20 protein-coding genes are annotated in these 19,447 nt (G+C 66.8%); 10 read left to right on the top strand and 10 right to left on the bottom strand.

Translation table 11 applies throughout. The features are described 5' to 3' along the window. Positions 1-372, top strand: a 372-nt coding sequence (locus tag Q322_RS23345) for a hypothetical protein (protein WP_029477973.1), incomplete at its 5' end; no start/stop codon positions are given. A gap of 8 nt (positions 373-380) precedes the next feature. Here the strand turns inward: Q322_RS23345 and Q322_RS0111030 are convergent. Genes Q322_RS0111030 through Q322_RS0111020 form a run of 3 tightly spaced genes read right to left on the bottom strand, consistent with a single transcriptional unit; the run spans position 381 to position 3,520 of the window. Further along, entirely contained in the window at positions 381-992 is a 612-nt protein-coding gene (locus Q322_RS0111030) for a site-2 protease family protein (protein WP_029477972.1), read from the bottom strand. 25 nt (positions 993-1,017) lie between these two features. After that, on the bottom strand, positions 1,018-2,124 hold the full coding sequence (locus tag Q322_RS0111025) for a tRNA nucleotidyltransferase/poly(A) polymerase family protein (RefSeq protein WP_029477971.1): 1,107 nt from the start codon (positions 2,122-2,124) through the stop codon (positions 1,018-1,020). Between the two features lie 34 nt (positions 2,125-2,158). Continuing rightward, the gene (locus Q322_RS0111020) at positions 2,159-3,520 is read right to left on the bottom strand and encodes a S1C family serine protease (protein WP_084147939.1); all 1,362 of its coding nucleotides are present in this window, start codon (positions 3,518-3,520) and stop codon (positions 2,159-2,161) included. 79 nt (positions 3,521-3,599) lie between these two features. Between Q322_RS0111020 and Q322_RS20900 the strand changes: the two genes are divergently transcribed. Both Q322_RS20900 and Q322_RS24550 read left to right on the top strand, forming a co-directional pair. After that, positions 3,600-4,358: a nucleotidyltransferase domain-containing protein gene (locus Q322_RS20900; protein ID WP_245593227.1), complete on the top strand. Its 759-nt coding sequence runs from the start codon at positions 3,600-3,602 to the stop codon at positions 4,356-4,358. A 90-nt stretch (positions 4,359-4,448) separates the two neighbouring features. After that, the gene (locus tag Q322_RS24550; protein ID WP_245593226.1) at positions 4,449-4,610 is read left to right on the top strand and encodes a hypothetical protein; all 162 of its coding nucleotides are present in this window, start codon (positions 4,449-4,451) and stop codon (positions 4,608-4,610) included. Positions 4,611-4,652: 42 nt separating this feature from the next. On the opposite strand, the gene hslO is transcribed toward Q322_RS24550, so the two are convergent. Continuing rightward, positions 4,653-5,564, bottom strand: a complete 912-nt coding sequence (hslO, locus tag Q322_RS0111010) for an Hsp33 family molecular chaperone HslO (RefSeq protein ID WP_029477969.1) — start codon at positions 5,562-5,564, stop codon at positions 4,653-4,655. Positions 5,565-5,921: 357 nt separating this feature from the next. Between hslO and Q322_RS0111005 the strand changes: the two genes are divergently transcribed. Together Q322_RS0111005 and Q322_RS0111000 are read left to right on the top strand one after the other, a co-directional pair. Then, positions 5,922-7,736: an ABC transporter substrate-binding protein gene (locus Q322_RS0111005; protein ID WP_029477968.1), complete on the top strand. Its 1,815-nt coding sequence runs from the start codon at positions 5,922-5,924 to the stop codon at positions 7,734-7,736. Between the two features lie 80 nt (positions 7,737-7,816). Then, positions 7,817-8,518 carry a response regulator gene (locus Q322_RS0111000; protein WP_029477967.1) on the top strand — a complete coding sequence of 234 codons (702 nt, stop codon included), beginning with the start codon at positions 7,817-7,819 and terminating at the stop codon, positions 8,516-8,518. Positions 8,519-8,530: 12 nt separating this feature from the next. On the opposite strand, the gene Q322_RS0110995 is transcribed toward Q322_RS0111000, so the two are convergent. After that, on the bottom strand, positions 8,531-9,541 hold the full coding sequence (locus Q322_RS0110995) for a DNA-methyltransferase (protein ID WP_051668454.1): 1,011 nt from the start codon (positions 9,539-9,541) through the stop codon (positions 8,531-8,533). An 84-nt stretch (positions 9,542-9,625) separates the two neighbouring features. Here Q322_RS0110995 and Q322_RS24035 point away from each other — a divergent pair, with 84 nt between their 5' ends. Genes Q322_RS24035 through Q322_RS0110980 form a run of 3 tightly spaced genes read left to right on the top strand, consistent with a single transcriptional unit; the run spans position 9,626 to position 13,326 of the window. Then, a complete protein-coding gene (locus tag Q322_RS24035; protein WP_029477965.1) occupies positions 9,626-9,859 on the top strand; it encodes a helix-turn-helix domain-containing protein in 234 nt (77 codons plus the stop codon). Continuing rightward, positions 9,856-10,440 carry a PDDEXK family nuclease gene (locus tag Q322_RS22435; protein WP_211248893.1) on the top strand — a complete coding sequence of 195 codons (585 nt, stop codon included), beginning with the start codon at positions 9,856-9,858 and terminating at the stop codon, positions 10,438-10,440. Before Q322_RS24035 ends, Q322_RS22435 begins: the two co-directional genes overlap by 4 nt. Positions 10,441-10,455: 15 nt before the next feature. Continuing rightward, positions 10,456-13,326 carry a sensor histidine kinase gene (locus tag Q322_RS0110980; RefSeq protein ID WP_029477963.1) on the top strand — a complete coding sequence of 957 codons (2,871 nt, stop codon included), beginning with the start codon at positions 10,456-10,458 and terminating at the stop codon, positions 13,324-13,326. 28 nt (positions 13,327-13,354) lie between these two features. Here Q322_RS0110980 and Q322_RS0110975 read toward each other — a convergent pair whose 3' ends face one another. The 4 genes from Q322_RS0110975 to Q322_RS0110960 all read right to left on the bottom strand — a co-directional run bounded on the left by Q322_RS0110975 (position 13,355) and on the right by Q322_RS0110960 (position 15,939). Further along, positions 13,355-14,167: a nitroreductase family protein gene (locus tag Q322_RS0110975; RefSeq protein WP_034418346.1), complete on the bottom strand. Its 813-nt coding sequence runs from the start codon at positions 14,165-14,167 to the stop codon at positions 13,355-13,357. A 105-nt stretch (positions 14,168-14,272) separates the two neighbouring features. Further along, positions 14,273-14,608, bottom strand: coding sequence for a type II toxin-antitoxin system PemK/MazF family toxin (locus Q322_RS0110970; RefSeq protein WP_029477961.1), 336 nt, complete (start codon positions 14,606-14,608; stop codon positions 14,273-14,275). Beyond that, positions 14,605-14,859, bottom strand: a complete 255-nt coding sequence (locus tag Q322_RS0110965; RefSeq protein ID WP_029477960.1) for a hypothetical protein — start codon at positions 14,857-14,859, stop codon at positions 14,605-14,607. The genes Q322_RS0110970 and Q322_RS0110965 overlap by 4 nt, the downstream gene beginning before the upstream one ends. A gap of 54 nt (positions 14,860-14,913) precedes the next feature. Beyond that, positions 14,914-15,939 carry a YkoP family protein gene (locus tag Q322_RS0110960; RefSeq protein WP_029477959.1) on the bottom strand — a complete coding sequence of 342 codons (1,026 nt, stop codon included), beginning with the start codon at positions 15,937-15,939 and terminating at the stop codon, positions 14,914-14,916. A 196-nt stretch (positions 15,940-16,135) separates the two neighbouring features. Between Q322_RS0110960 and Q322_RS0110955 the strand changes: the two genes are divergently transcribed. Beyond that, positions 16,136-17,338: a glycosyltransferase gene (locus tag Q322_RS0110955; RefSeq protein ID WP_029477958.1), complete on the top strand. Its 1,203-nt coding sequence runs from the start codon at positions 16,136-16,138 to the stop codon at positions 17,336-17,338. Here the strand turns inward: Q322_RS0110955 and Q322_RS0110950 are convergent. Continuing rightward, positions 17,283-17,972 (bottom strand): glycosyltransferase family 2 protein, encoded by a 690-nt coding sequence (locus tag Q322_RS0110950; RefSeq protein WP_211248892.1) that lies wholly within the window; start codon positions 17,970-17,972, stop codon positions 17,283-17,285. The genes Q322_RS0110955 and Q322_RS0110950 overlap by 56 nt on opposite strands. A gap of 182 nt (positions 17,973-18,154) precedes the next feature. On the opposite strand from Q322_RS0110950, the gene Q322_RS0110945 reads away from it, so the two are divergent. Next, positions 18,155-19,390: an MFS transporter gene (locus Q322_RS0110945; RefSeq protein WP_245593225.1), complete on the top strand. Its 1,236-nt coding sequence runs from the start codon at positions 18,155-18,157 to the stop codon at positions 19,388-19,390. Positions 19,391-19,447 lie beyond the last annotated feature (57 nt).

Genomic DNA, 19,447 nt, shown 5'->3' with positions numbered 1-19,447 from the left:
CACCAGACCAGCGACATCCAGAGGACAGAGCGGATGCTGGTGAAAGAATCGCTCGATCTGGCGGATGACGGAAGCCGTTTGAGCGTTGCCAGGGCAACGCTCGGCCAGTGCCGCGTGGCGAACGTCTTTGGCTCCAATCAAGGCCAGGACGAGCAAGGCGAGCAGTTCCACCTGATTCTTGCGGTATTGGGGGAAGTGGGAAACGAAGCACAGACTGAACGATTTCAGGGCAACGGGAGACGCGCTCTGTTTTCGCGTATTGGACGACGGATTTCAAGCCCCCTCGAAAAGTGTCGGGTACTGAGGTGCCAGTCCCAAATGCCGGGCAAAATCCACTCATTTCATTCGGTCAAAAGTGGAGAACTCTTTTGACAAATGCTCTAAATTCCCACCACCGTCAGCACCCAGTTCTGCACGGTGCGGATGAACTGACTCAGGGGTTCGCGGGCCAGGAAGATGAAGCCGAAAACGATCAGGAAGCTGAACGGCTGGGACTCGAACTGCGAGAGGGCGCGGCCCAGCGACGGCACCAGCGCGCCCAGGATGCGGCTGCCGTCCAGCAGCGGAATGGGAATCAGGTTGAAGACGGCCAGCACCACGTTGATGCCCAGCACCGTGAGTAAAATGGTCAGGCCAATCTGGGTGACCGGCAGGACCTTGAGCAGCACGGCGCACAGAAAGGCGATCAGGATGTTGCTGATCGGTCCGGCGGCGGCCACCCACAGCGTGCCCCAGCGTCCCAGGTTGCTGGGGTTGATCGGCACCGGCTTGGCGAACCCGAAGCCCGCCACCAGCAGCAGCAGCGTGCCTACCGGGTCCAGGTGGGCCAGCGGGTTGAGGGTCACGCGCCCATACCGGCGCGGCGTGCCGTCGCCCAGGCGGTCTGCGGTGTAGGCGTGCGCGAATTCGTGAACGGCAAGGGACAGCACCAGCGCCAGCGCGATGATGACAAACGCGCCAGGGTTGGAGGTCAGTAAGCTGAGGAGGCCCATACGCTGGGCATTCTACGGGCCTTTTTTAATTCCGTTCGGCTTTCAGGTACTTTTGCAGCGCCGCGCGTTCGTCCTGTCGACTGCCAATCTTGCCGTCCCGGCGCAGTTCGGCCAGATACGCCAGCGCCTCGCCCACCGCGCGGCCTGGCAGCACGCCCAGCGCCAGCACGTCACGCCCGGTCAGCGGCACCGGGGCGTCTGGGCGCAGCAGGCCGCGCAGCACCCGCTCCGGTGTGCCGTCTGGAAAATAGGCGTCCGAGAGGGCGCGGGCCAGCAACGCGCCGGGGCGGTCCCCCAGGCCCAGGCGTTCGGCCAGCAGCGCTGCATCCCGAGAGGTGTGCAGCGCGGCGGCGGCGTAAAGCTGGGGCGACATGGACTGCCCGGCGTCCTGAAGCCCATCCAACCTCTCCAGCCACTCCACGCCGGGCAGCAGCTCCCCCGCGCCCCACCCCTCCAGCGTGCGCGCCGCCGCTCCCGGACGCGCCTCGGAGAGCAGCAACTTGAGTTCAGCCCACAGGCGAGGCGTGTTCCCGGCCACGGCCAGAGCGCCCGGCACCTGCCGTAGCAATTCGCTGTCCGCCGTGAAGCCCAGCCGCGCCGCCAGCCGTGCCCCGCGCACCAGACGGCTGGCGTCCTGATGCAAGGAGGCCGGGTGCAGGGGCCGCAGCACCCGCGCCTCCAGATCATCCAGGCCGCCCAGCTCGTCCAGCAAGGTCATCTCGCCCACCGGCCCGATCAGCAGGGCCAGGGCATTGACCGCGAAGTCGCGCCGCCGCAGGTCGCCTTCCAGCGTGCCGGGATGGGGAAGCGGATTCTGACCCGGCACCGGATACCTCTCGCGGCGGGCGCGCACCAGATCGGCGGTGCGGCCATCCGGCAGGGTCACGGTGGCATTTTGAAAGGCCGGATGGAACAGGGTGGGTAACCCGGAAGCGCGGGCCAGGGTCTCCACGTCCGTGCCCTCGGCCACCACGTCCAGATCGAGGGGGGTCTGGCCCAGCAGCGCGTCCCGCACCGCGCCGCCCACCAGCGCCACGCGGGTGTGCGGCCCGGCCTGCCGCGCCAGCGTCCGCAACCACTCGCGGTCCGCCGCCTGCAACCGGCTCCAGATGTGCTGGGCAAGGTCCGTCATAGCATCAGTGTGGCAGCCGGGGGCTTGGCGAACTTCACTTGAAGGCCGCCGCGTCCAGCGTCACCTTTACCTCGCGTTCCTGGCCGCCGCGCACCACGGTCAGGCTCACGGTGTCGCCCTCCGTCTTGTTGATCAGGGCGGCCTGCAAGTCTTCCAGCGCGTCCACCGGCTGACCATCGGCCTTCACGATCACGTCGCCCCCCAGGCTGACGACGCCGCCCCGGAACTCCTGTTCGCGGGTGCCGCCCCTGAGTCCAGCCTGGGCGGCGGGCGTGCCGGGCTGCACCTGGCCCACCACCAGTCCCGTGTCGGGCAGCTTCAGTTGCTGCTTGCTCTGGCTGGTCAGCGCTCCCAGCCCCACCGGCAGATAGCCCTGCTGCCCTTGCACGGCCAGCCCGACACTGATCCCGATGCGCGGCAGATTGACCTGACCGCCCCCTGCCGCTTGCAGGCGCGGCAGCAGATTCCTGGCCGCGTTGATGGGAATGGCGAAGCCCACGCCCGCGCTCTGGCCCACCCCGCTGGACTGACCGCTGGGCGAGAGAATCTGGGTGTTGATGCCGATCACCTCGCCCGCGCTGCTGAGCAGCGGCCCGCCGGAATTGCCCGGATTGATGGCCGCGTCGGTCTGAATGGCCTTTTGTGTGATGCCCTCGCCCCCGCCCGAGAAGCCGATGGGAATCTGGCGCGCGGTGCTGCTCACAATGCCCTCCGAGACGCTGAAATCCAGGCCGAAGGGTGCGCCCATGGCAATGGCTTTCTGGCCCACCTTCAGATCGTCGCTGTTGCCCAGCGGAATGGGGCGGATCAGCGCTTTGTCCAGCCCCTCGGCGCGGATCAGCGCCAGATCGTACTGCGGCGCGGAGCCGATGACCCTGGCCTCCACGGTCCTGTCCTGGTTCATCACCCGGATGCTGATCCTGCTGGCGCCGCCGCCGCCCCCCCCCTCGCCCGCCACGACGTGGAAGTTGGTCAGGATGTCCCCGGCGTCGTTGACAAAAAAGCCGCTGCCCACGCCCTGCTGCACCTGCGAGTCGCCCATCATGCCAAACGGGTCCTGCGCGGCCACCTGCTGCTCGGTGGTAATAAACACCAGTCCCGGCTCAAAGCGCCTGACCACATCGATGGTGTTCTGCTCGGATTGCAGCCGCGCGCCCGCCTCCAATCCCAGCGCGCCCGGCGCGGCGTCGGCATTCTGGTCGTCTGGGGACGATGTGGCTGTGGTTTTTGCCGGAGTCGTCTGTGTCGGAGTCGGCTGTGCTGGAGCTGTTTGGGCCGGGGCTGTCTGGGTTGTCTTCTGAGTGGTGTCAGTCTGCTGCGGTCCGGTGTCACACCCGGCCAGCCCCACGGCGAGGCCGCCCAGCAGCAGGGCGGTGGCGGTTCCTTTGGCGTTCATGCGGTCAGTATCGCCAGACCGGGTGCGCTCCGCATAAGAGCGGATGCGGCAGGGGCTTCACCCATGCTTTCCTTGAAAGATGCCTGACCTGAACGCGGCCATCCGTGAGCTGAAAAACGTGCTGGGCGATTACCTGCAAGGAGGACGGTGCGAAGGTGTATTCCACGTCCAGCTCGGCGGGCCGGGCAGCGTCCCCGCGCTGGCTGATCTGGACGTTCCCGAACTGCATCTGGACCTGCTGCCGGAGCCGCCCAGCCAGGAGCAACGCCGCATGCTGGAGGCGCTGGGTTACCTGCCTGAGGGTGAGGCTTACCGTCACCCCGCAGGCTGGCGGCTGGTGCTGCCCGATCACAGCAGCGGCTGGCGCGCGGAGCAGGGGGCGTTGCGGGCGCTGCTGCTGGACGAGGACGAAGCGGCGGCGCGTTACCGTCAGGTCTTTCTGAAAGACGGAAGGGGGACGGCAGACGACGCGCTGAATGCCGACGCCATTGCTCACCACGCCCGCACCGTCGGCTTCACCCCCGCGAAGTTGGTGGCACAGAAACTGGCCGATCTGGACGCTCCGTGGATGTTCGCCGCAGGTGTGGCGCTGGACCTGCATCTGGGTCAGGTGACACGCCCCCATGACGATCTGGACGTGGCCGTGACGCGGGAGGCCCAGCCGCAACTCTTGCATCTACTCTCCGGTTGGAAGCTGGATGCGCCGCAGAACGGTGAATATCAGCCCTGGACCGTCCCGCTAGAGCCACCCCTGCACCAGATCCACGCCCGCCACCCCGACTTGCCGGACGTGCTGATGCTCGATGTATTGCTGACCAATTTCAGCGGCGACGTGTAGCATTACCGCCGAGACCCGCGCATAACCCTGCCTCTGTCCGAAGCCAGATTATGGTCCCGCGCTGGCCTGCCGTATCTGGCTCCGCAGGCGGTGTTGCTGTTCAAGGCGGCCACCGGAGGCCAGGAAGTGCGCGGCAAGGATGCGCGGGACTTTGAACGGATGCGCCCTACGCTGAGCCGCGAGGCCGTTGCTTGGCTGCGCGCCGCGCTGGAACTTGTTCACCCGGAACATCCCTGGCTTGAGCGGCTGTAAAAAAAGCCCCTTCCGCTGTGGAGAGGGCCGACTGAAGAATTTTTAAGCCCGCGCCCGCTCCGGCTGGGCGTCCAGCGCGGCGATCTCGGCGGGGGTGATGTGGTACTTCTCGCCGCACCAGTGGCACACGATTTCCTGACCGCCGGTATCCATCATGTCCTGGCGCTCATCGGCATCGAAGAATTTCAGGCTGTCCTCGGCCTTCTGGCGCGAGCAGCGGCACTCGAAGCGGGCGGCCTGCGCGCCGGGGGCCAGGGTCAGGTCCAGCCCCTCGGTCACGCGGTTCATCACGTCCAAGATTCCGCCCCGGCGCAGGCCGTCGGTGATCTGGCCCAGCGCGCGGATGTTGGCTTCCAGCCGGGCCAGCGTCTCATCGCTCACGCCGGGCATGGCCTGCATCAGCAGGCCGCCCGCGTGGGCCACCCGCCCACCCGCCTCGTACACGCCCAGCAGTACGGCGTTGGGAATCTGCTCGGAGACGCCCAGATAGCTGCTGACGTCCTCGGCGATCTCCCCGCTGACCAGTTCGATGCTGCCGGTGTACGGCTCGCCGTTGTCCAGCAGGCGCGTGACCGCCAGTTCACCCGTGCTGCCCACGATGCCGCTCACGTCCAGCTTGCCGTCGGACTCGCGCAGGGGCAGGTCCGCGCCCGGTTCGCGCACATAACCGCGAATCTGCCCACTGGCGCTGCCCTCGGCGACGATCCAGCCCACCGGGCCGCCGCCCTCGACGCGCACGGTCACGCGGCGGTCGGGTTTCTTGCCCAGTATCACGACCAGCAGCGCCGAGGCGGTCAGCGTCCGGCCCAGCGCGGCGGTGGCGGTCTTGCTCAGGTGGTGGCGCAACCGGGCGTCTTCCACGATGCGGGTGGATTCCATGCCCACCAGCCGCAGGGTGTTGGCGGCAGCCGTGCCGCGCAGCAGAAAAGAGTCGGGAATGGCGGAGGCAGTCATTAGGAAACCTTACACGAAGGCGCTCAAGAACGGCTGTGGGAGGTCTTTCATTTTCGGGGCAGGGTATGAAGCGGAGGTCCGTCCAGGGCGGTCTTTTCCCCACGTTTTGCGGTCCTCCAACCCCCTGATTCTGGAAAGCTGAGCGCTGAGTCTGATGTGGGACAGGCCAGCCAGAGAACAGCTTGGCCGTCTGTCTAATCATCTCTCATGGGCACTGTCTAAGCTGATCTGCTGACGAATTGTCTTTCATTAGACCATTTCAGCGGCGTTCCATCCCAGTACTTCTAAAACCCTTCTTCAACCGCAGAGGCTTTCAGACCTCATCCCGATGATCCGATTCTCCTCAAGGAGACCCTCATGACCCTTCCCAAACCGGCTCACAAGAAAATTTTGAGTGCCATTGCCCTGACCACCCTGACCCTGAGCCTGGCGGCATGTAAAAACGACACCGCCAGCACGAGCAGCACCACAACTGAGACCACCACAGCCGACACATCCGGCGGCGGCGGCGCGGAACCCACCGGCGTACTGGTCATTCAGGAATCCGCCGACATTCCCACGCTGGACCCCGGCACCACCTACGACACCGCCAGCGGTCAGGTGGTGGAAAACCTGTACGAGACGCTCGTGACCTACCAGGGCAACAGCCTGTCGGAACTCAAGCCGCTGCTGGCCACCGAGTGGCAGGAGGAGAACGACGGCACCGAGTACCGCTTTACCCTGCGGGACGGCGTGAAGTTCCACACCGGCAATCCCTTTGAGTGCAAGGACGCCGAGTACACCTTCCGCCGCAACCTGGTGACCAACACGGGAGACAGCGGCAACTGGTTTATCTCCGAGAGCCTGCTGGGCACCCAGAGCAACGCCAACGACGATCAGGGCGTCACCTGGGAAAAGATCACCGACGCCGTGAAGTGCGACGGCCAGACGCTGGTGTTCAAGCTGCCCAAGGCCGATCCCGCCTTCCTGGCCAAGCTGGCCTACATCGGGCAGGGCATCGTGGACAGCGCGCACGCCACCGAAATCGGCGAGTGGGACGGCACCGAAGCCACCTGGAAGGACGCCGTGGGCAAGGACATCACCGGCAGTCCGCTGTCGCAGGACCCCAGCGGCACCGGCGCGTACAAGCTGCTGGACAAGACGGCCACCGCCGTGACCGCCACCGCCTTTCCCGACTACTGGGGCGACAAGCCCAGCATCAAGGACGTGATCCTCCAGAAGATTCCCGAGCAGGCCGCGCGCCTTCAGGCCTTTGAGAAGGGCGACGCCGACATCATCGAGACCGGCGGACGCTCGATCATCGAGGCGCAACTGACCGACAAGCCCGGCATCGCCATCCTGGACGATCTGCCCTCTACCAGCGCCTTTGGCATCAGCATGAACCAGAAGATCAGTGGCAAGGGCGCAATTGGCAGCGGCAAGCTGGACGGCCAAGGCATCCCCGCCAACTTCTTTAGCGACGCCGATGTGCGCCGGGGTTTTGTGGCGGCCTTTGATACCCCGCAGTACATCGAGGACGTGCAGAAGGGCAAGGGCGCGGCCCTGAACTTCCTGCTGCCCGAGAGCTTTCCTGGCTACGACGCGTCCATTGAAGCCGCCAAGTACGACACTGATGCGGCCACCGAGTACTTCAAGAAAGCCTGGGACGGTCAGGTGTGGGACAAGGGCTTTACCGTCAACGTGTCCTACCGCGCGGGCAGCGCCACTGCCCAGACCGGCATGGAAATCCTGAAGAAGAACATCGAGACCATCAACCCCAAGTTCCGCGTGAATATCGTGGCCAAGGAGTGGAGCGACATCATCAAGGGCAGCAACCAGGGCAGCGAGGCGATGGTGATGACCGGCTGGGCACCGGATTACGCCGATGCGGACAACTTCGTGTACACCTTCTACAGCTCCGAGGGGTACTACAATCCGCGCATCAATGCCAAGGACGAGCAGATCGACACCTGGATCGACGAGGCGCGCAGCATCACCGATGTCGACAAGCGCAACGCGCTGTACGCCGACATTGCCAAGCGGGCCATCGACCAGGCGTGGTACATCAACATGCCCAACCAGCCGGGCGTGCTGGCCTACCGCGACAACCTCCAGGGCATCAGCCTGGACACCTTCAACCCCATGCTCTCCTTTGCCACCGGCACCCTGTGGAAGGACCTGAGCAAGAGCTAGGCGTTTTCAAATTTCATCCGGGCCATCTTCCTTCGCGGGGATGGCCCCTTTTCATGTGCCGGGCCGGATATTCTGCGCCCATGCCTGACCCTGCCCATGACTCCGACAGTACATCTGAAACGGGCCTGCCCCGCCGTATTTCGCTGCTGCTGGTGGACGATCATCCGGTGGTCCGCAAGGGAACCCGCGAGCTGCTGGAAGGCGAGCCGGACCTGCATGTGGCCGGGGAAGCCGCCAGCGGCGAGGAGGCGATTGCCCAGGCCCGCGCCCTGAAGCCGGATGTGATCCTGATGGACGTGTCCATGCCCGGCATGAACGGCATCGAGGCCACCCGCGCCATCAAGGCCGAGCAGCCGCGCGTGGGCGTGCTGGTGCTGACCAGTTACGACGACGACGCCTACGTGTTTGCCTTGCTGGAGGCTGGGGCGGCGGGTTACCTGCTCAAGAACACCAGCGAGGACGATCTGCTGGGCGCGGTGCGGGCGGTGGCTGCCGGGGAAAGTGCGCTGCACCCCAGCGTGGCCCGCAAGGTGCTGGAACGCTTCAGCGCCGCCGCCCAGCCCACCCCGCCGGAGGACAGCCTCAGCCCGCGTGAGCTGGAAGTCTTGCGGGTGGCCGCCACCGGGCGCACCAACAAGGAAATCGCCCGCGATCTGGACATCAGCCCGCGCACGGTGCAGGTGCATCTGGCGAACATCTTTTCCAAACTGGGCGTCGGCAGCCGCACGGAGGCGGTGTTGCACGGAATTAAACGGGGCTGGATTGACCCGAAGATGCTTTGAGGACAGGTCAGCTTAAGCGAACTTGAGTAGCGGCGCGTTCAGATGGCTCAGGTCAAGACTTTCGCCGCGCAGGATGGCCGTATAAACGTCGTTTAGTTCGCTCACGCTGGCACTTTTCTCCATGAAACGAAAGGTGGAGGCAGCCAAGTATTCCGCATTCTGCTCAAAAGTTAGCCACGCGCGGCCCTCGGTCTGGGCGACGCGGCCCGTGGTGTTGCTGCCGCCGAAGATGTCCAGCACCAGATCACCCGGCTCAGTCAGAAAGCGGATGAAGAACTCTGGCAGTCTGGCCGGAAAGCGGGCGGGATGGCTTTTGACCCCCACCCGGCGGCAGGCAGTCAGATACTGTCCGCCCGCCTCGCTGTTGGGAATCTGGAGCAGGTTGGGCGGAATCGCGCCGCCGTTGTCCTTGCCGAACGACGCGCCAATGTTGTGGCCGCTGGGCCGCTCGGCAGGCGTGTAATACGCGGCGGGATCGCTAATGAGCTTCTTCATCCTGTCGCTGTATTCGGTCAATACCTGTGAGACATCGGCCTTGGGCCACTCGGTCTTGCTGAACCACCACACCGTATTCACGGCGTCCTTGACCCGGATTTTGCGTTTGTTGACCCATTCAATCGGGCTGGGCAGTTTGGACGGGTTGAACCAGTAGAAATCCTCGGCCAGATGGAAACCCAGCTCGTCACAGAATTTGAGCAACACCCGGAAGTTGTACAGGCTGCGGGACGGAATGCCGCGCCGATAAGCCCCGCCCAAATCCAGCACAAAACTGCCGTCTGGCCTGAGCTTTTGCCTGACCAGGGCGGCGAATTGCGCCAGCCACTCCACGTACTCGGCCTCGTCGCGGTTGCCGTATTCCTTTTGCCTCAGCAGCGCAAATGGCGGGCTGGTCATCACCAGTTGCACCGAGTCGTCGGGTAGGTGTGCCAGCAGCTCCAGCGAGTCGCCCAGATAAGCCGCGCCGCCCTCCGTCCGGTAGGCGGGACGCAGGCGGGGAAGGTAAAGTTCGGCGGCGTGGGGCATCCCTTTAATACTAGCGCGGGCTGATCCTCAAATGCTACTCAGAGGCTGTAGACTCAGAGTCATCATTGCCGGATGGTGGCGGGGATGCCAGCTCAGGACACTTCTTTACATGCGCGGGCCGTTCTCGCGGCCAACCTGCGGCGGCTGCGGCGTGAGCAGGGCATCTCGCAGGAAGCCCTGGCCGATTTGACTGGATTGCACCGTACTTACGTCGGCTCTGTTGAGCGCCAGGAACGCAACCTATCCCTGGACAATGTGGAGCGGCTGGCCGGGGCGCTGGGTGTCCACATCACGGCTCTGCTGACGGAGACCCAGTGAGTCGCCAAAGTCACGCTGATCTGGCCGAGCTGGAAGCCCTGATGCCCACCATCCGCGCTTTTCAGGCGCTGGCAGATCGGCATGGCATCGCCGACGTGTTTCAGGACAACGGTGGCAAGGTACTGCAACTGCTGCTGGTCATGAACATCCGTGTGCTGCCGGGCCGTGAAGGCAACGACGCCGTGGACGCCAGCGGCACCGAGTACGAGCTGAAGACCCTCAACATCAACAACCGGGGCAAGGGGTTTACCACCCATCACCACCTGAACCCCGTCATTCTTGCCAAATACCGTCAGGTTCCCTGGATTTTCGCCGTCTACAGTGCCATTGAGTTGCAGGCCATCTACCGGCTGGAGGCGGCGCAACTTGAACCATTTTTTGCCGAGTGGGAGAGGAAATGGCACGCCACGGGCGGCAGGGACATCAACAATCCCAAGATTCCCCTGAGTCACGTCATAGAACATGGCTCACTGGAATACGGCGAGGCTCCGTCCGTCCGAACGCGAGGCCGCAAAGCTGCCGCCCCTGAACCCCTCCTGAAAGTGGTGGAAGAGGCGGTAGAGGAGCAGGGCGAACCCTGACTTCGTCTCCCAAAAATGACCCCCCCACCCCCCACCCTCGCCGCCGCCCAGACCGCCCGCGCTTTTGCATCGGCGCTGGCGGAGTACGCCTGCCACGCGTCGGCGGCGCACGGCGTTCAGGTCTGGGTGGCCGAGGGGGAGGCCGGATGCCTGGAAGCGCTGGCCCAGGAGGGGCGCGGCCTGGGCCTCAGCGACGGCACGCTGGCCCGGCGCGCAATGGACGGCGGCCATCTGCTGGAAGAGGGCATGCTGGTCTGCCTGCCGTTTGGCTGTGGCGTCCTGGAATTCGTAGGGGCCAGCACGGAGGGCATCGCGGAACTGTCGGCGCTGGTGCCGCTGCTGACGCTGGCGCTGGAAGGCGTTCAGGCCCGCGAAGCCCGGCGCGGACGCGGGCGCGTGGCCGAAACGGTGGAAGCCCTGGTGCGCCGTCTGGGCGGCAGCCTGGATCTGGCCGAGGTCCTGACCGGCACGGCCCAGAGCGCGGCCCAGGCGCTGGGGTTTTCCCGCGCTTTCGTGGCGCTGTTCAGCGAGTTCGGCGAGGGTGGGGCCAGAACGGGGGACGTGTTCTCGCACGGCTTCGACGAGACGTTTACCGGCGGCGTGGGCGTTGGTCCGGTCAGCCTGGAAACGCTGATCAGGCGCGGGGAGGCCATTCGCTTCGAGCGCACCAGGGACGCCGACACGCCGATGGCCCAGGGCCTGCTGGAGCTGAACCCGGAGGCGGCGGTCATCGCTCCTCTCAGCGCACGCGGCCAGCCGCTGGGGGTGCTGTATGTGGACAGCCGCAGGCCCGGCGCAACCGCCACCGACGACGACGCCCGGCTGGTGCTGGCGCTGGCCGAGCAGGCATCGCTGGCGATTGACAACGCCCGCCTCTACGGCATCGAGACCCGCAAACGCGAGGCCGCCGAGGCGCTGCGCGAGGCCGGGGCGGCGCTGGCGGGCAGCCTGCACCTGGGAGACACCCTTGCGCGGGTGCTGGAGCGGGCCGTGTCTCTGTTCCGCGCCGACGCCGCCGCCATCTACGAGGCCCAGCCGGACGGGCGCACCCTGAGCATCCGCAGCGCCGTAGGCCTGCCCAGCGAGTACGTGCTGCGGGTGCGCGCCAAGATGGGCGCGGGCGTGACCGGGCGGGCGGCCCAGCGCCGCGAACCGGTGGCCGCGCACGATCTGGCGACCGCCAATTACGGCGGCGGCAGCCGCTACACCCGTCAGTTGCTGGCCGGGGGCCGCTATCCCTACAAGGGCGTGCTGGGCCTGCCCCTGATCACCCGCGCCGGGGTGTTCGGCACCCTGACGCTGTACTGGGAAGCGCCGCTCCCGCTGGACGACGACGATCTGGCGCTGGCCGAGGTCTTTGCCGCCCAGGCGTCCCTGGCCGTGGAAAACGCCCGCCTGTACGAGGAAGAGCTGCGCCGTGAGCGCGAGGCCGCCGTGCTGCTGAACGTGGGCCGCGTGCTGGGCGAGAGCCAGGACGACGCCGCGCTGGCGGGGGCTGTGCGCCTGACCACCCTGGCCCTGAACGCCGGGCGAGGGTTGATCGCCCTGACCGACGACGCGGGCGAGGTGCTGCGTTGCGCGACGTTCAACCTCTATCCGCCTACGGCAGAGGAGTTGGCCGCGCTGAAATCGCAACTGGGACGCGGCCCCCGGCCCCTGCCGCGCCGCGCCTGCCTGCCCGTGGCGGGCAGCGGTCTGATCGTGCCACTGGGCGATGAGGCCCACCCCCTGGGTTTCCTGTACGCCGACGATCCCGGCCCGGAAGCCCCCGGCGATCACCCCCTGCAACTGGCCCGTAGCGTGGCCGATCAGATGGCCCAGACCCTGACCCGCGTGCGGCTGCTTTCCGCCCTGGAGCGCGAGGAAGCCCGCTACCGCCAACTGGCCGAGGGCGCGCATGACCTGATCCTCAGCGCGGACGCGGGCGGCACCGTGACCTATGCCAATCCCGCCGCCTCCCGCCTGCTGGAACCGCTGACCGGGCTGCTGGTGGGGGAGAGGCTGCTCTCCCTGCCCACGCCCGTCACCCGCGACGCCCTGCGCGCCGCCTGGGACGCCGCCCGCACGGAGAGCACCGGGGGCCGCGCCGAGATTGGGATTGGCCCCTACCGCCTGGAAGTGCGCCTGAGTGCCGTCGAAGCTGGCCCAAACTCCGGCGTGCTGCTCGTCGCCCGTGACCTCTCGGAACTCCAGACCCTGGCCGACGAGATCACCCGGCGCGGGCAGGCGCTGGAGGCCGCCACCTCCCGCCAGAGCGAACTGCGAACCTACCTCTCGCTGTTCACCCAGGCGCAGGAGGAGGAGCGCAAGCGCATCAGCCGCGAACTGCACGACGACACCGCGCAGGTGCTGACCGCCTCGGGCCGCCGGGTGGCCCGGCTGGCGCGCGAGCTGAGCGGCGAGCAGCGGGAGCGCGCCGACGACATTCTGGCGGACCTGAACGCCGCGCTGGACAGCGTGCGCCGCTTTGCCCGCAACTTGCGCCCCAGCGTGCTGGACGATCTGGGACTGCTGCCCGCGCTGGAATGGCTGGCGGGGCAGGCGCATACGCCCACCCGGCTGGAAGTGGGCGGCTTCGAGCGCCGTCTGGGGGCAGCCAGCGAGCTGACGGTCTTCCGGCTGGCGCAGGAGGCGCTGAACAACGTGGACCAGCACGCCGGGGCGAGTAGCGCCGCCATCCGCGTCATCTTTGGGGCGGACGGCGTGGATGTGGTGATCAGCGACGATGGCCAGGGCTTCACGCCCCAGCAGGCCGAGGCCCGCGCCGAGGCGGGCCATCTGGGACTCACCGGCCTGCGCGAGCGCGTTGCCCTGGCCGGGGGAGCATTGAATGTGGACAGCGGGCCAGGGCAGGGAACGGCGCTGAGGTTCAGCTTGCCGGGGTAGGAGTTCGCGTGGGCGCAACGCCTGAGCTTTACCCATCAGTCTGGCCAAGTTCCAGCGTGCTGGGCAGAAATCCCCGCCCCCTGAGCGCTTCCAGAAGCTGCCGTGATGTGGCCGCGTAGGCGTCCGGGTCATATTTGTAGGGACTGGTGTACATCTGCGCCAGCGAGGTAATGCCGCCCTCCTCGCACATGGCCCTCAGATGCGGCATGGACATGTACCGTTGCCAGCCACTCTCCTCGCGCGCCCGGTACAGCTCCTCCAGATCAGATGGGCCAGGCTTCCTGTAAGCCTCATCATGGACATAGGCCCGCATCGGCAGGCGCTCACGCCTGTCTGGGCGCTCGTCGGGAACACCCACCACGATGGTGGTGATGGGCAGACAGGTTTCGGGAAGCTCCAGGTAATCGGCGATCTCCTGCATGGCCTGGAGCGTGGTCCCCATGTAACAGATGCCGTAGCCCCGCGCCTCAAAGCCCAGCGTCACGCTCTGGGAAATCAGCATCGCCTCGTTCGCCGCCACCTGATAGCCCAGGAAGTTGTTGAAGTTGTCCCGCGCTCCCCGCAACTCTAACCACTGCCGCGTGCGGTACCAGTCGGCGCAGAACGTGATGACCAGCGGGGCCTGGAGGATGAAGTCCTGTTCGCCGTGCAAACCGTACAGCCGCCGTTTTCGCGCCGGGTCACGGGTCACGATTAGCGAATAGCTGTTGAGGTTCCCCGATGAGGACGTGCCCATGATGGCGTCGTGCAGCACCTCATCAAGGGTGGCCTGGGAAATTTCATCAGGTTTGAACTGCCGGATGGAGCGGTGCGATCTCAGTGTCTCGGCCACGGTTTGCATGCCGGAAACTATAGTGAGCCTGACCGGGAACACGCCGCCTGCTTGCATCTGGGGATGGGTGACTTGGGAGCAACGTCATCTTGATCCTGATGGCTGGTAATCGCCTCAGCTCAGCCCCAGATGAACTCTCAATTTGCCGTCCAGCTCGCTTATCTGCGCAGTGGTCAGGCTGCCCAGATAGCGCCCGATCCGGCTGCGGTTCAGGCCACGGATGTAATTCAGTTGCACGCGGCTGCTTTCGGTCAGCCTGCAACTCCCAGCGGGGAGCGCGACATCAAAGGGATATTCCCGGCTGACATTGCTGGTCACCGGAGCCACCACCAGATGCGGCAGCGTTTCGTTGGCAAGGTCATTGGTCAGGATCACGGCGGGCCGGGTGCGGGCGGGTTCTCCTGGCGTGCTGGGTTCAAAGTTGACCAGATAGAGATCGCCGCGCTTCACTCCTGACCCTCTGCGCCTTCATTCATGGGGAAGTCCAGCCACTCTTCAGCCTCTGCCTGGGCCTGGGCGTCCCGGGCAAAATCCTGGGCGTATTGCTCATATGCCTGCCGCAACTCCTGCTGCTGCAAAGCCAGTGCGGCGGCTTCAATGGTGGCGCTGAAGGAGGGGAGCTGGTGCTTGCGCTGGTAGTCCTCCAGAAAGCGCAAGGTGTCAGGTGGGAAAACGACGTGCTTGCGATGTGCCTGAGTCATGGTCAAAATTTAACACACTGAGAATGTGTCCAGAGGTGACCACTGTAGTTGGAATCACCCGTACTTCGCCAGGAACGCCTCCCGGGTCATCCAGGCCATCTTCGGCTGCGGCTGGCTGGGCGGGCGGGCGGTGCCGTAGACGATGCGCAGCATGCGAAATCCCAGGCCATAAATCTGCGCGCGGGCGGGCGGCAGCGGCAGCAGCGCGAAGCCGCCCTGCTCCAGTGGCCCGTGGAAGAGGGTCACGGCAAACACGGCCTGTGCGTCCTGCAATTCGGGCAGGGTCTGCATGGCGGCGGCCACGTCGCGCAGGCTGCGGAGGTAGGCGCGGTAGGCGGTCAATGCGCCCCGCCCGGCCAGACCCACGATGCGCGGCGAGTGCAGATGCAGTTCAGCGGTGGGCGTGCCTCGCGGCAAAGGCAGCGGCGCGGGCGCGTGGCCCAGCGCGGCCACCCGCATCACGGCGTCGGCACGCTGGGCCAGATCGATCACGCCGTGTTCGCGGGCAAAATTTGCCTCCACGGTGTGGGTGTATAGGTGCAACAGCAGGTCACGCGGCCCGGCCTGTCGCAACCCCGGCACCTCGCGCACGGGGACGGGGCGGTACCCCAGCGCCCGCATCTCCGGCAAGCTCTGGCCGAGTTCCTCCGGCAGCACCCGCACCGTCTGCCCCGGCTGCGGCGTCTCCAGCGCGAAGGGCAGGGGGTGGATCTCTTGCGCGGCCAGGCGGCGGAGGTCCGCGCGGCCCAGCCCCTGTGAATTCCAGCTCTGGAGAGGCTGGGCCGAGGCGGCCTCCAGAACGCCGAGTTGCCCTGGCCTGCCCGATCCAGCGATCTCATGGCCAGCCTGCGCGGCGGCGTAAAGAGCATCTGGCGCGCTGTGGGCCAGCGGAGAGGGGATCAGCAGGGTCACTGTTGCGCCTGCCTGCCCCAACGTGTCCAGGACGGTCCTGATCTCGGTTTCGTCCCCAACCGGCACCGTCACGCCGACTTCGGGTGTGCCGGGGTGGCCGCCCGCCCACGCGCCGTAGGCTCCGGCACGCAGTTGGGCGGCGAGCAGAGGAGACGGCGCGGCACGCATGGAGCGACTGTAGCGGGTTTTGCCGCTCCCGGCGATTGGCCCCGCCTGCTCTGGGGCGAGGCCGCCGGAACATGAGACCAAAGGTGGACGACTCTCTCATCTCCGGCGTCGTATCCTCCTGTCTAGCGATGCTTCAGACTTCCCCCCTCCCAGCAGGACGGCCCCTCCCGGAATGGAACTCCACTGGTGGGCACGGATGAGACCGCTCCGCATCGGCCTGTTCACCGATACCTTTTTGCCTGATCAGAACGGCATCGTGACCAGTGTGGGTTTGCTGAGCGACGAATTAAGGGCGCTGGGGCATCAGGTGGAAGTGGTGGCCCCGGATTTCCCCGACAACGTGGATAGCCGCACCGACGTGCGGCGGGTGCCCAGCCTCAGTTACATGTTCCTGCCCAGTTACCGACTGGCCTGGCCCACCCGCAAGGACTTTGCCCAGAAGTACGACGTGGTGCATACCCACACGCCGCTGACGCTGGGGCTGGCGGGGGCGCGGCTGGCCCGCAAGTGGAACGTGCCGCATGTGGCGACGTACCACACCCACCTGGAGGCGTACACCCATTACGTGCCGGGGCTGACGGCGCTCCAGCGCCAGACCGGAACGGTCACCCGTCTGGTCAGTCTGGTCTACCGCCGGGCCGACGCCGTGATTGCGCCCACCGCTGGAATGCTGGACGTGCTGCACGCCATGCACGTTCGCAATCCGGTGGTCATTCCCACCAGCATCGACGCGCGGGTGCTGCACGCGGCCCCGCCCATAGGAAGCCCCTGGCCCGCCGGGAAACGCCGGTTGCTCAGCGTGGGACGGCTGGCCCGCGAGAAGCGCTTCGATCATGTGCTGGACACCGTGGCCAGGCTGCCCGACACCCATCTGGTGCTGCTGGGCGAGGGGCCGGAGCGGGTGCATCTGGAAGCGCACGCCCGCCGCCTGGGCATCGAGGGCCGCGTCAGCTTTCTGGGCGTCAGGCCCTGGACCGAGATCGGCGCGTATTACCGCCTGGCCGAACTGTTCCTGTTCGCCAGCGACACCGAGACGCAGGGCCTGGTCTTGCAAGAGGCCGAATTGATGGGCGTGCCGGTGGTGGCGGTGGGGGCGCGCGGCACCTTGAGCAGCGTGGCCCACGGGCGCAGCGGCTACCTGGTGGCCCCGGCGGACGTGAACGCCATGATCAGGTACGCCCACGCCGTGCTGGATGATCCGGCGCTGTGGGCGCGGCTGTCTGCCGGGGCGCGGGATTTTGCGTCGGGAACCACTCCGGCGGGGGTGGCGGCGCGGGTGCTGGACGTGTACGCCGCCGCCCTGGGCATGCCGCGCGAGGTGCCGTTCCCCGCAGAACCCGGCCTCAGCGCTTCTGTTCAGGGTGCTTCTGGTCAAAGTATCCTCGCGTATGACCGGTGATGTTGCTCAGGTGCTGCCACGCAAAAGGCAGCGCCCCCCTGTCCATGCGGCGGGCGCTGGTCTGCACCAGTGCGCCCGGCACGTAGGCCAGCGGTCCCAGCTTTGCCAGGGCCTGTCCCAGCATCACGTCCTCGTAGGCTTCTACCTCCGGGTAACCGCCCGCCAGCAAAGCGGCCTGCCGCGAAAAGGCCATATTGGCCCCGGCCAGGTTGGGCTTGCCCACCACCCGGCAGCCGTGCAAAAAGGCGCTGTAAGCCTGCTGAGACGCCCAGGCCCACTGCGGGGCCACCCCGCAAAAGCCCATCGGGCCGTACAGGGCTACCCGGCCTGGCGTGGCGGCGTCCAGCAGCGAGAGCCACTGTGGGCTGGGCAACGAGTCCGCGTCGGTGGTGGCGATCCAGTCGCTGCGCGCCGCCTCCAGGCCAGACTGGCGGGCCTGGGCCACGCCGGGGCGGGCGCAGCGCAGCACCCGCGCGCCCCAGGCCCGCGCCACTTCCGGCGTGTCATCGGTGCTGCCGTTGTCCACCACGATCACCTCGGCGGGGGCCAGGTGCTGCGCCTCCAGCGCCCGCAGGGTCAGGGGCAGGTACGCCGCCTCGTTGCGGGCCGGGATGATCACGGAAAACGCGGACACGGGCACAGGGTAGCAGGCTTGTCTCATGCTTTCGTTGGAGGAATGGGCATAGATACGGCGAACACAAGACGCAAGGGACCGGTTGGAAGTCAATCTCTGTGCCCCGCAGCTTTGCAAGTCGGGCTGCTTTTCCTGCTGGCGGGCCAGCGAGTGCCCTCCTCCCGCTGTACGAGGCTAAGGACGTGAGCGCCGTGACTGCCCTGCGCGAGCGGCTCCCTGTCAAGCCCGACAGGTTGCCCGGCGTGCTGGTGGCCGCGCTGGTGCTGGCGTGTTCGGAATTTGTTCGCAGCGGACTGTATGCGGCGTATCTGCCGCAGGCCATCGGCACGCTGCTCGGTGTGTCCAAGGCCGACGCCGTGGCGCTGGCGGCCACCACCTTCGTGGTGCATTTTATCGCCGATACCCTGATGCGCGGCCCCGCCGGGGCGCTGATCAGCCGGTTCGGGGTGCGGCTGGTGATGCTGAGCGGCGCGGCGCTGTCGCTGGGGGCGCTGGCGGTGATGTCCGGCACCCACACCGCCTGGGTGATGCTGGTGTGCGCCGCGCTGCACGGCGTGGGCTTCAGCGCCATGTGGCCCGGCACCATGAACCTGACCGCCGACGCCACCCGCGACAGCCACAGGGGCCGTGCGGTCACGGCCATCAGCCTGGGCGTGATGCCCCTGATCGGCGCGGGTTTTCTGCTGCTGGGCGCGATCGCTGAGCGCCCGCGCGTGCTGGCCTTCAGCATCGTCTTGGCGGTGCTGGGCGCGGCGCTGCTCGCCGCTCTGTTCGTCCCGGACCGGCTACGGCGCGCAGCAGAGGCCGAGCAGGAGGACCGCCCGGCCCGCCGCGCCCGCCTGAAAACGGCGCTGAGCGCGCTGGCCCCGTTGTTTCCGGCGGCTTTCATGCAAACGCTGACCATGACCCTGCTGGGGCCGCTGCTGTTCACGCTGTACCGCGATCTGGGCCTGACCTACTGGGGCATGGTGGCGGTGCTGGGCACCGGAGGCGCGGTGGCCTTCGGCAGCCTGCCGCTGACGGGTAAGGTGGCCGATGGGGGCCGCGCCCGTCTGGCGGTTACGCTGGGCTTCTCACTGCTGGCGCTGGGCCTGGGCGGGGTTGCCACCACACCGCCGTTCTGGGCGCTGTTTGTGATGGCCGCGCTGGTGGGTGTGGGCTACGCCTTTATCATGCCCGGCTGGGCCGCCCTGGTCACGGGCCGCCTGCCCGAGGCCGAGCGCCCCGCCGCCTGGGGCGCGCTGATGACCGTGGAAAATGTCGGCACCTGGATGGGGCCGCTGCTGGGAGCCTTCGCCTACCGCGCCCTGGGACCGACCGGACCGTTTATCACCGGCGCGTCCCTGGCCTTTGTAACAGCGCTGGGCTACGTGATCTTTCGCCGCGCGCTGACCACCCGCCACGAGGCGGGGGCATAAGAGGTGATGGGCTGAGGGGTGTCGGTTGTGGAAAAAGACAAGCGGAGCTTGATCGGT

This window comes from Deinococcus frigens DSM 12807, assembly GCF_000701425.1.
GTDB classification, from domain to species: domain Bacteria; phylum Deinococcota; class Deinococci; order Deinococcales; family Deinococcaceae; genus Deinococcus; species Deinococcus frigens.
The sequence above is the reverse complement of the archived record's forward strand: the minus strand, read 5'-3'. Positions and strand labels throughout refer to the sequence as shown.

Bases quoted from the DNA above. Each gene is read 5' to 3' on its own strand.
- Q322_RS0110980 (WP_029477963.1), top strand. From the start codon at position 10,456: ATGACCCCCCCACCCCCCACCCTCGCCGCCGCCCAGACCGCCCGCGCT.
- Q322_RS0110995 (WP_051668454.1), bottom strand. From the start codon at position 9,541: ATGCCCCACGCCGCCGAACTTTACCTTCCCCGCCTGCGTCCCGCCTAC.
- Q322_RS20900 (WP_245593227.1), top strand. From the start codon at position 3,600: ATGCCTGACCTGAACGCGGCCATCCGTGAGCTGAAAAACGTGCTGGGC.
- Q322_RS0111025 (WP_029477971.1), bottom strand. From the start codon at position 2,124: ATGACGGACCTTGCCCAGCACATCTGGAGCCGGTTGCAGGCGGCGGAC.
- Q322_RS0110975 (WP_034418346.1), bottom strand. From the start codon at position 14,167: ATGCAAACCGTGGCCGAGACACTGAGATCGCACCGCTCCATCCGGCAG.
- Q322_RS0110965 (WP_029477960.1), bottom strand. From the start codon at position 14,859: ATGACTCAGGCACATCGCAAGCACGTCGTTTTCCCACCTGACACCTTG.
- Q322_RS0110955 (WP_029477958.1), top strand. From the start codon at position 16,136: ATGAGACCGCTCCGCATCGGCCTGTTCACCGATACCTTTTTGCCTGAT.
- hslO (WP_029477969.1), bottom strand. From the start codon at position 5,564: ATGACTGCCTCCGCCATTCCCGACTCTTTTCTGCTGCGCGGCACGGCT.
- Q322_RS0111030 (WP_029477972.1), bottom strand. From the start codon at position 992: ATGGGCCTCCTCAGCTTACTGACCTCCAACCCTGGCGCGTTTGTCATC.
- Q322_RS0111000 (WP_029477967.1), top strand. From the start codon at position 7,817: ATGCCTGACCCTGCCCATGACTCCGACAGTACATCTGAAACGGGCCTG.
- Q322_RS0111020 (WP_084147939.1), bottom strand. From the start codon at position 3,520: ATGAACGCCAAAGGAACCGCCACCGCCCTGCTGCTGGGCGGCCTCGCC.
- Q322_RS0110960 (WP_029477959.1), bottom strand. From the start codon at position 15,939: ATGCGTGCCGCGCCGTCTCCTCTGCTCGCCGCCCAACTGCGTGCCGGA.
- Q322_RS0111005 (WP_029477968.1), top strand. From the start codon at position 5,922: ATGACCCTTCCCAAACCGGCTCACAAGAAAATTTTGAGTGCCATTGCC.
- Q322_RS24035 (WP_029477965.1), top strand. From the start codon at position 9,626: ATGCCAGCTCAGGACACTTCTTTACATGCGCGGGCCGTTCTCGCGGCC.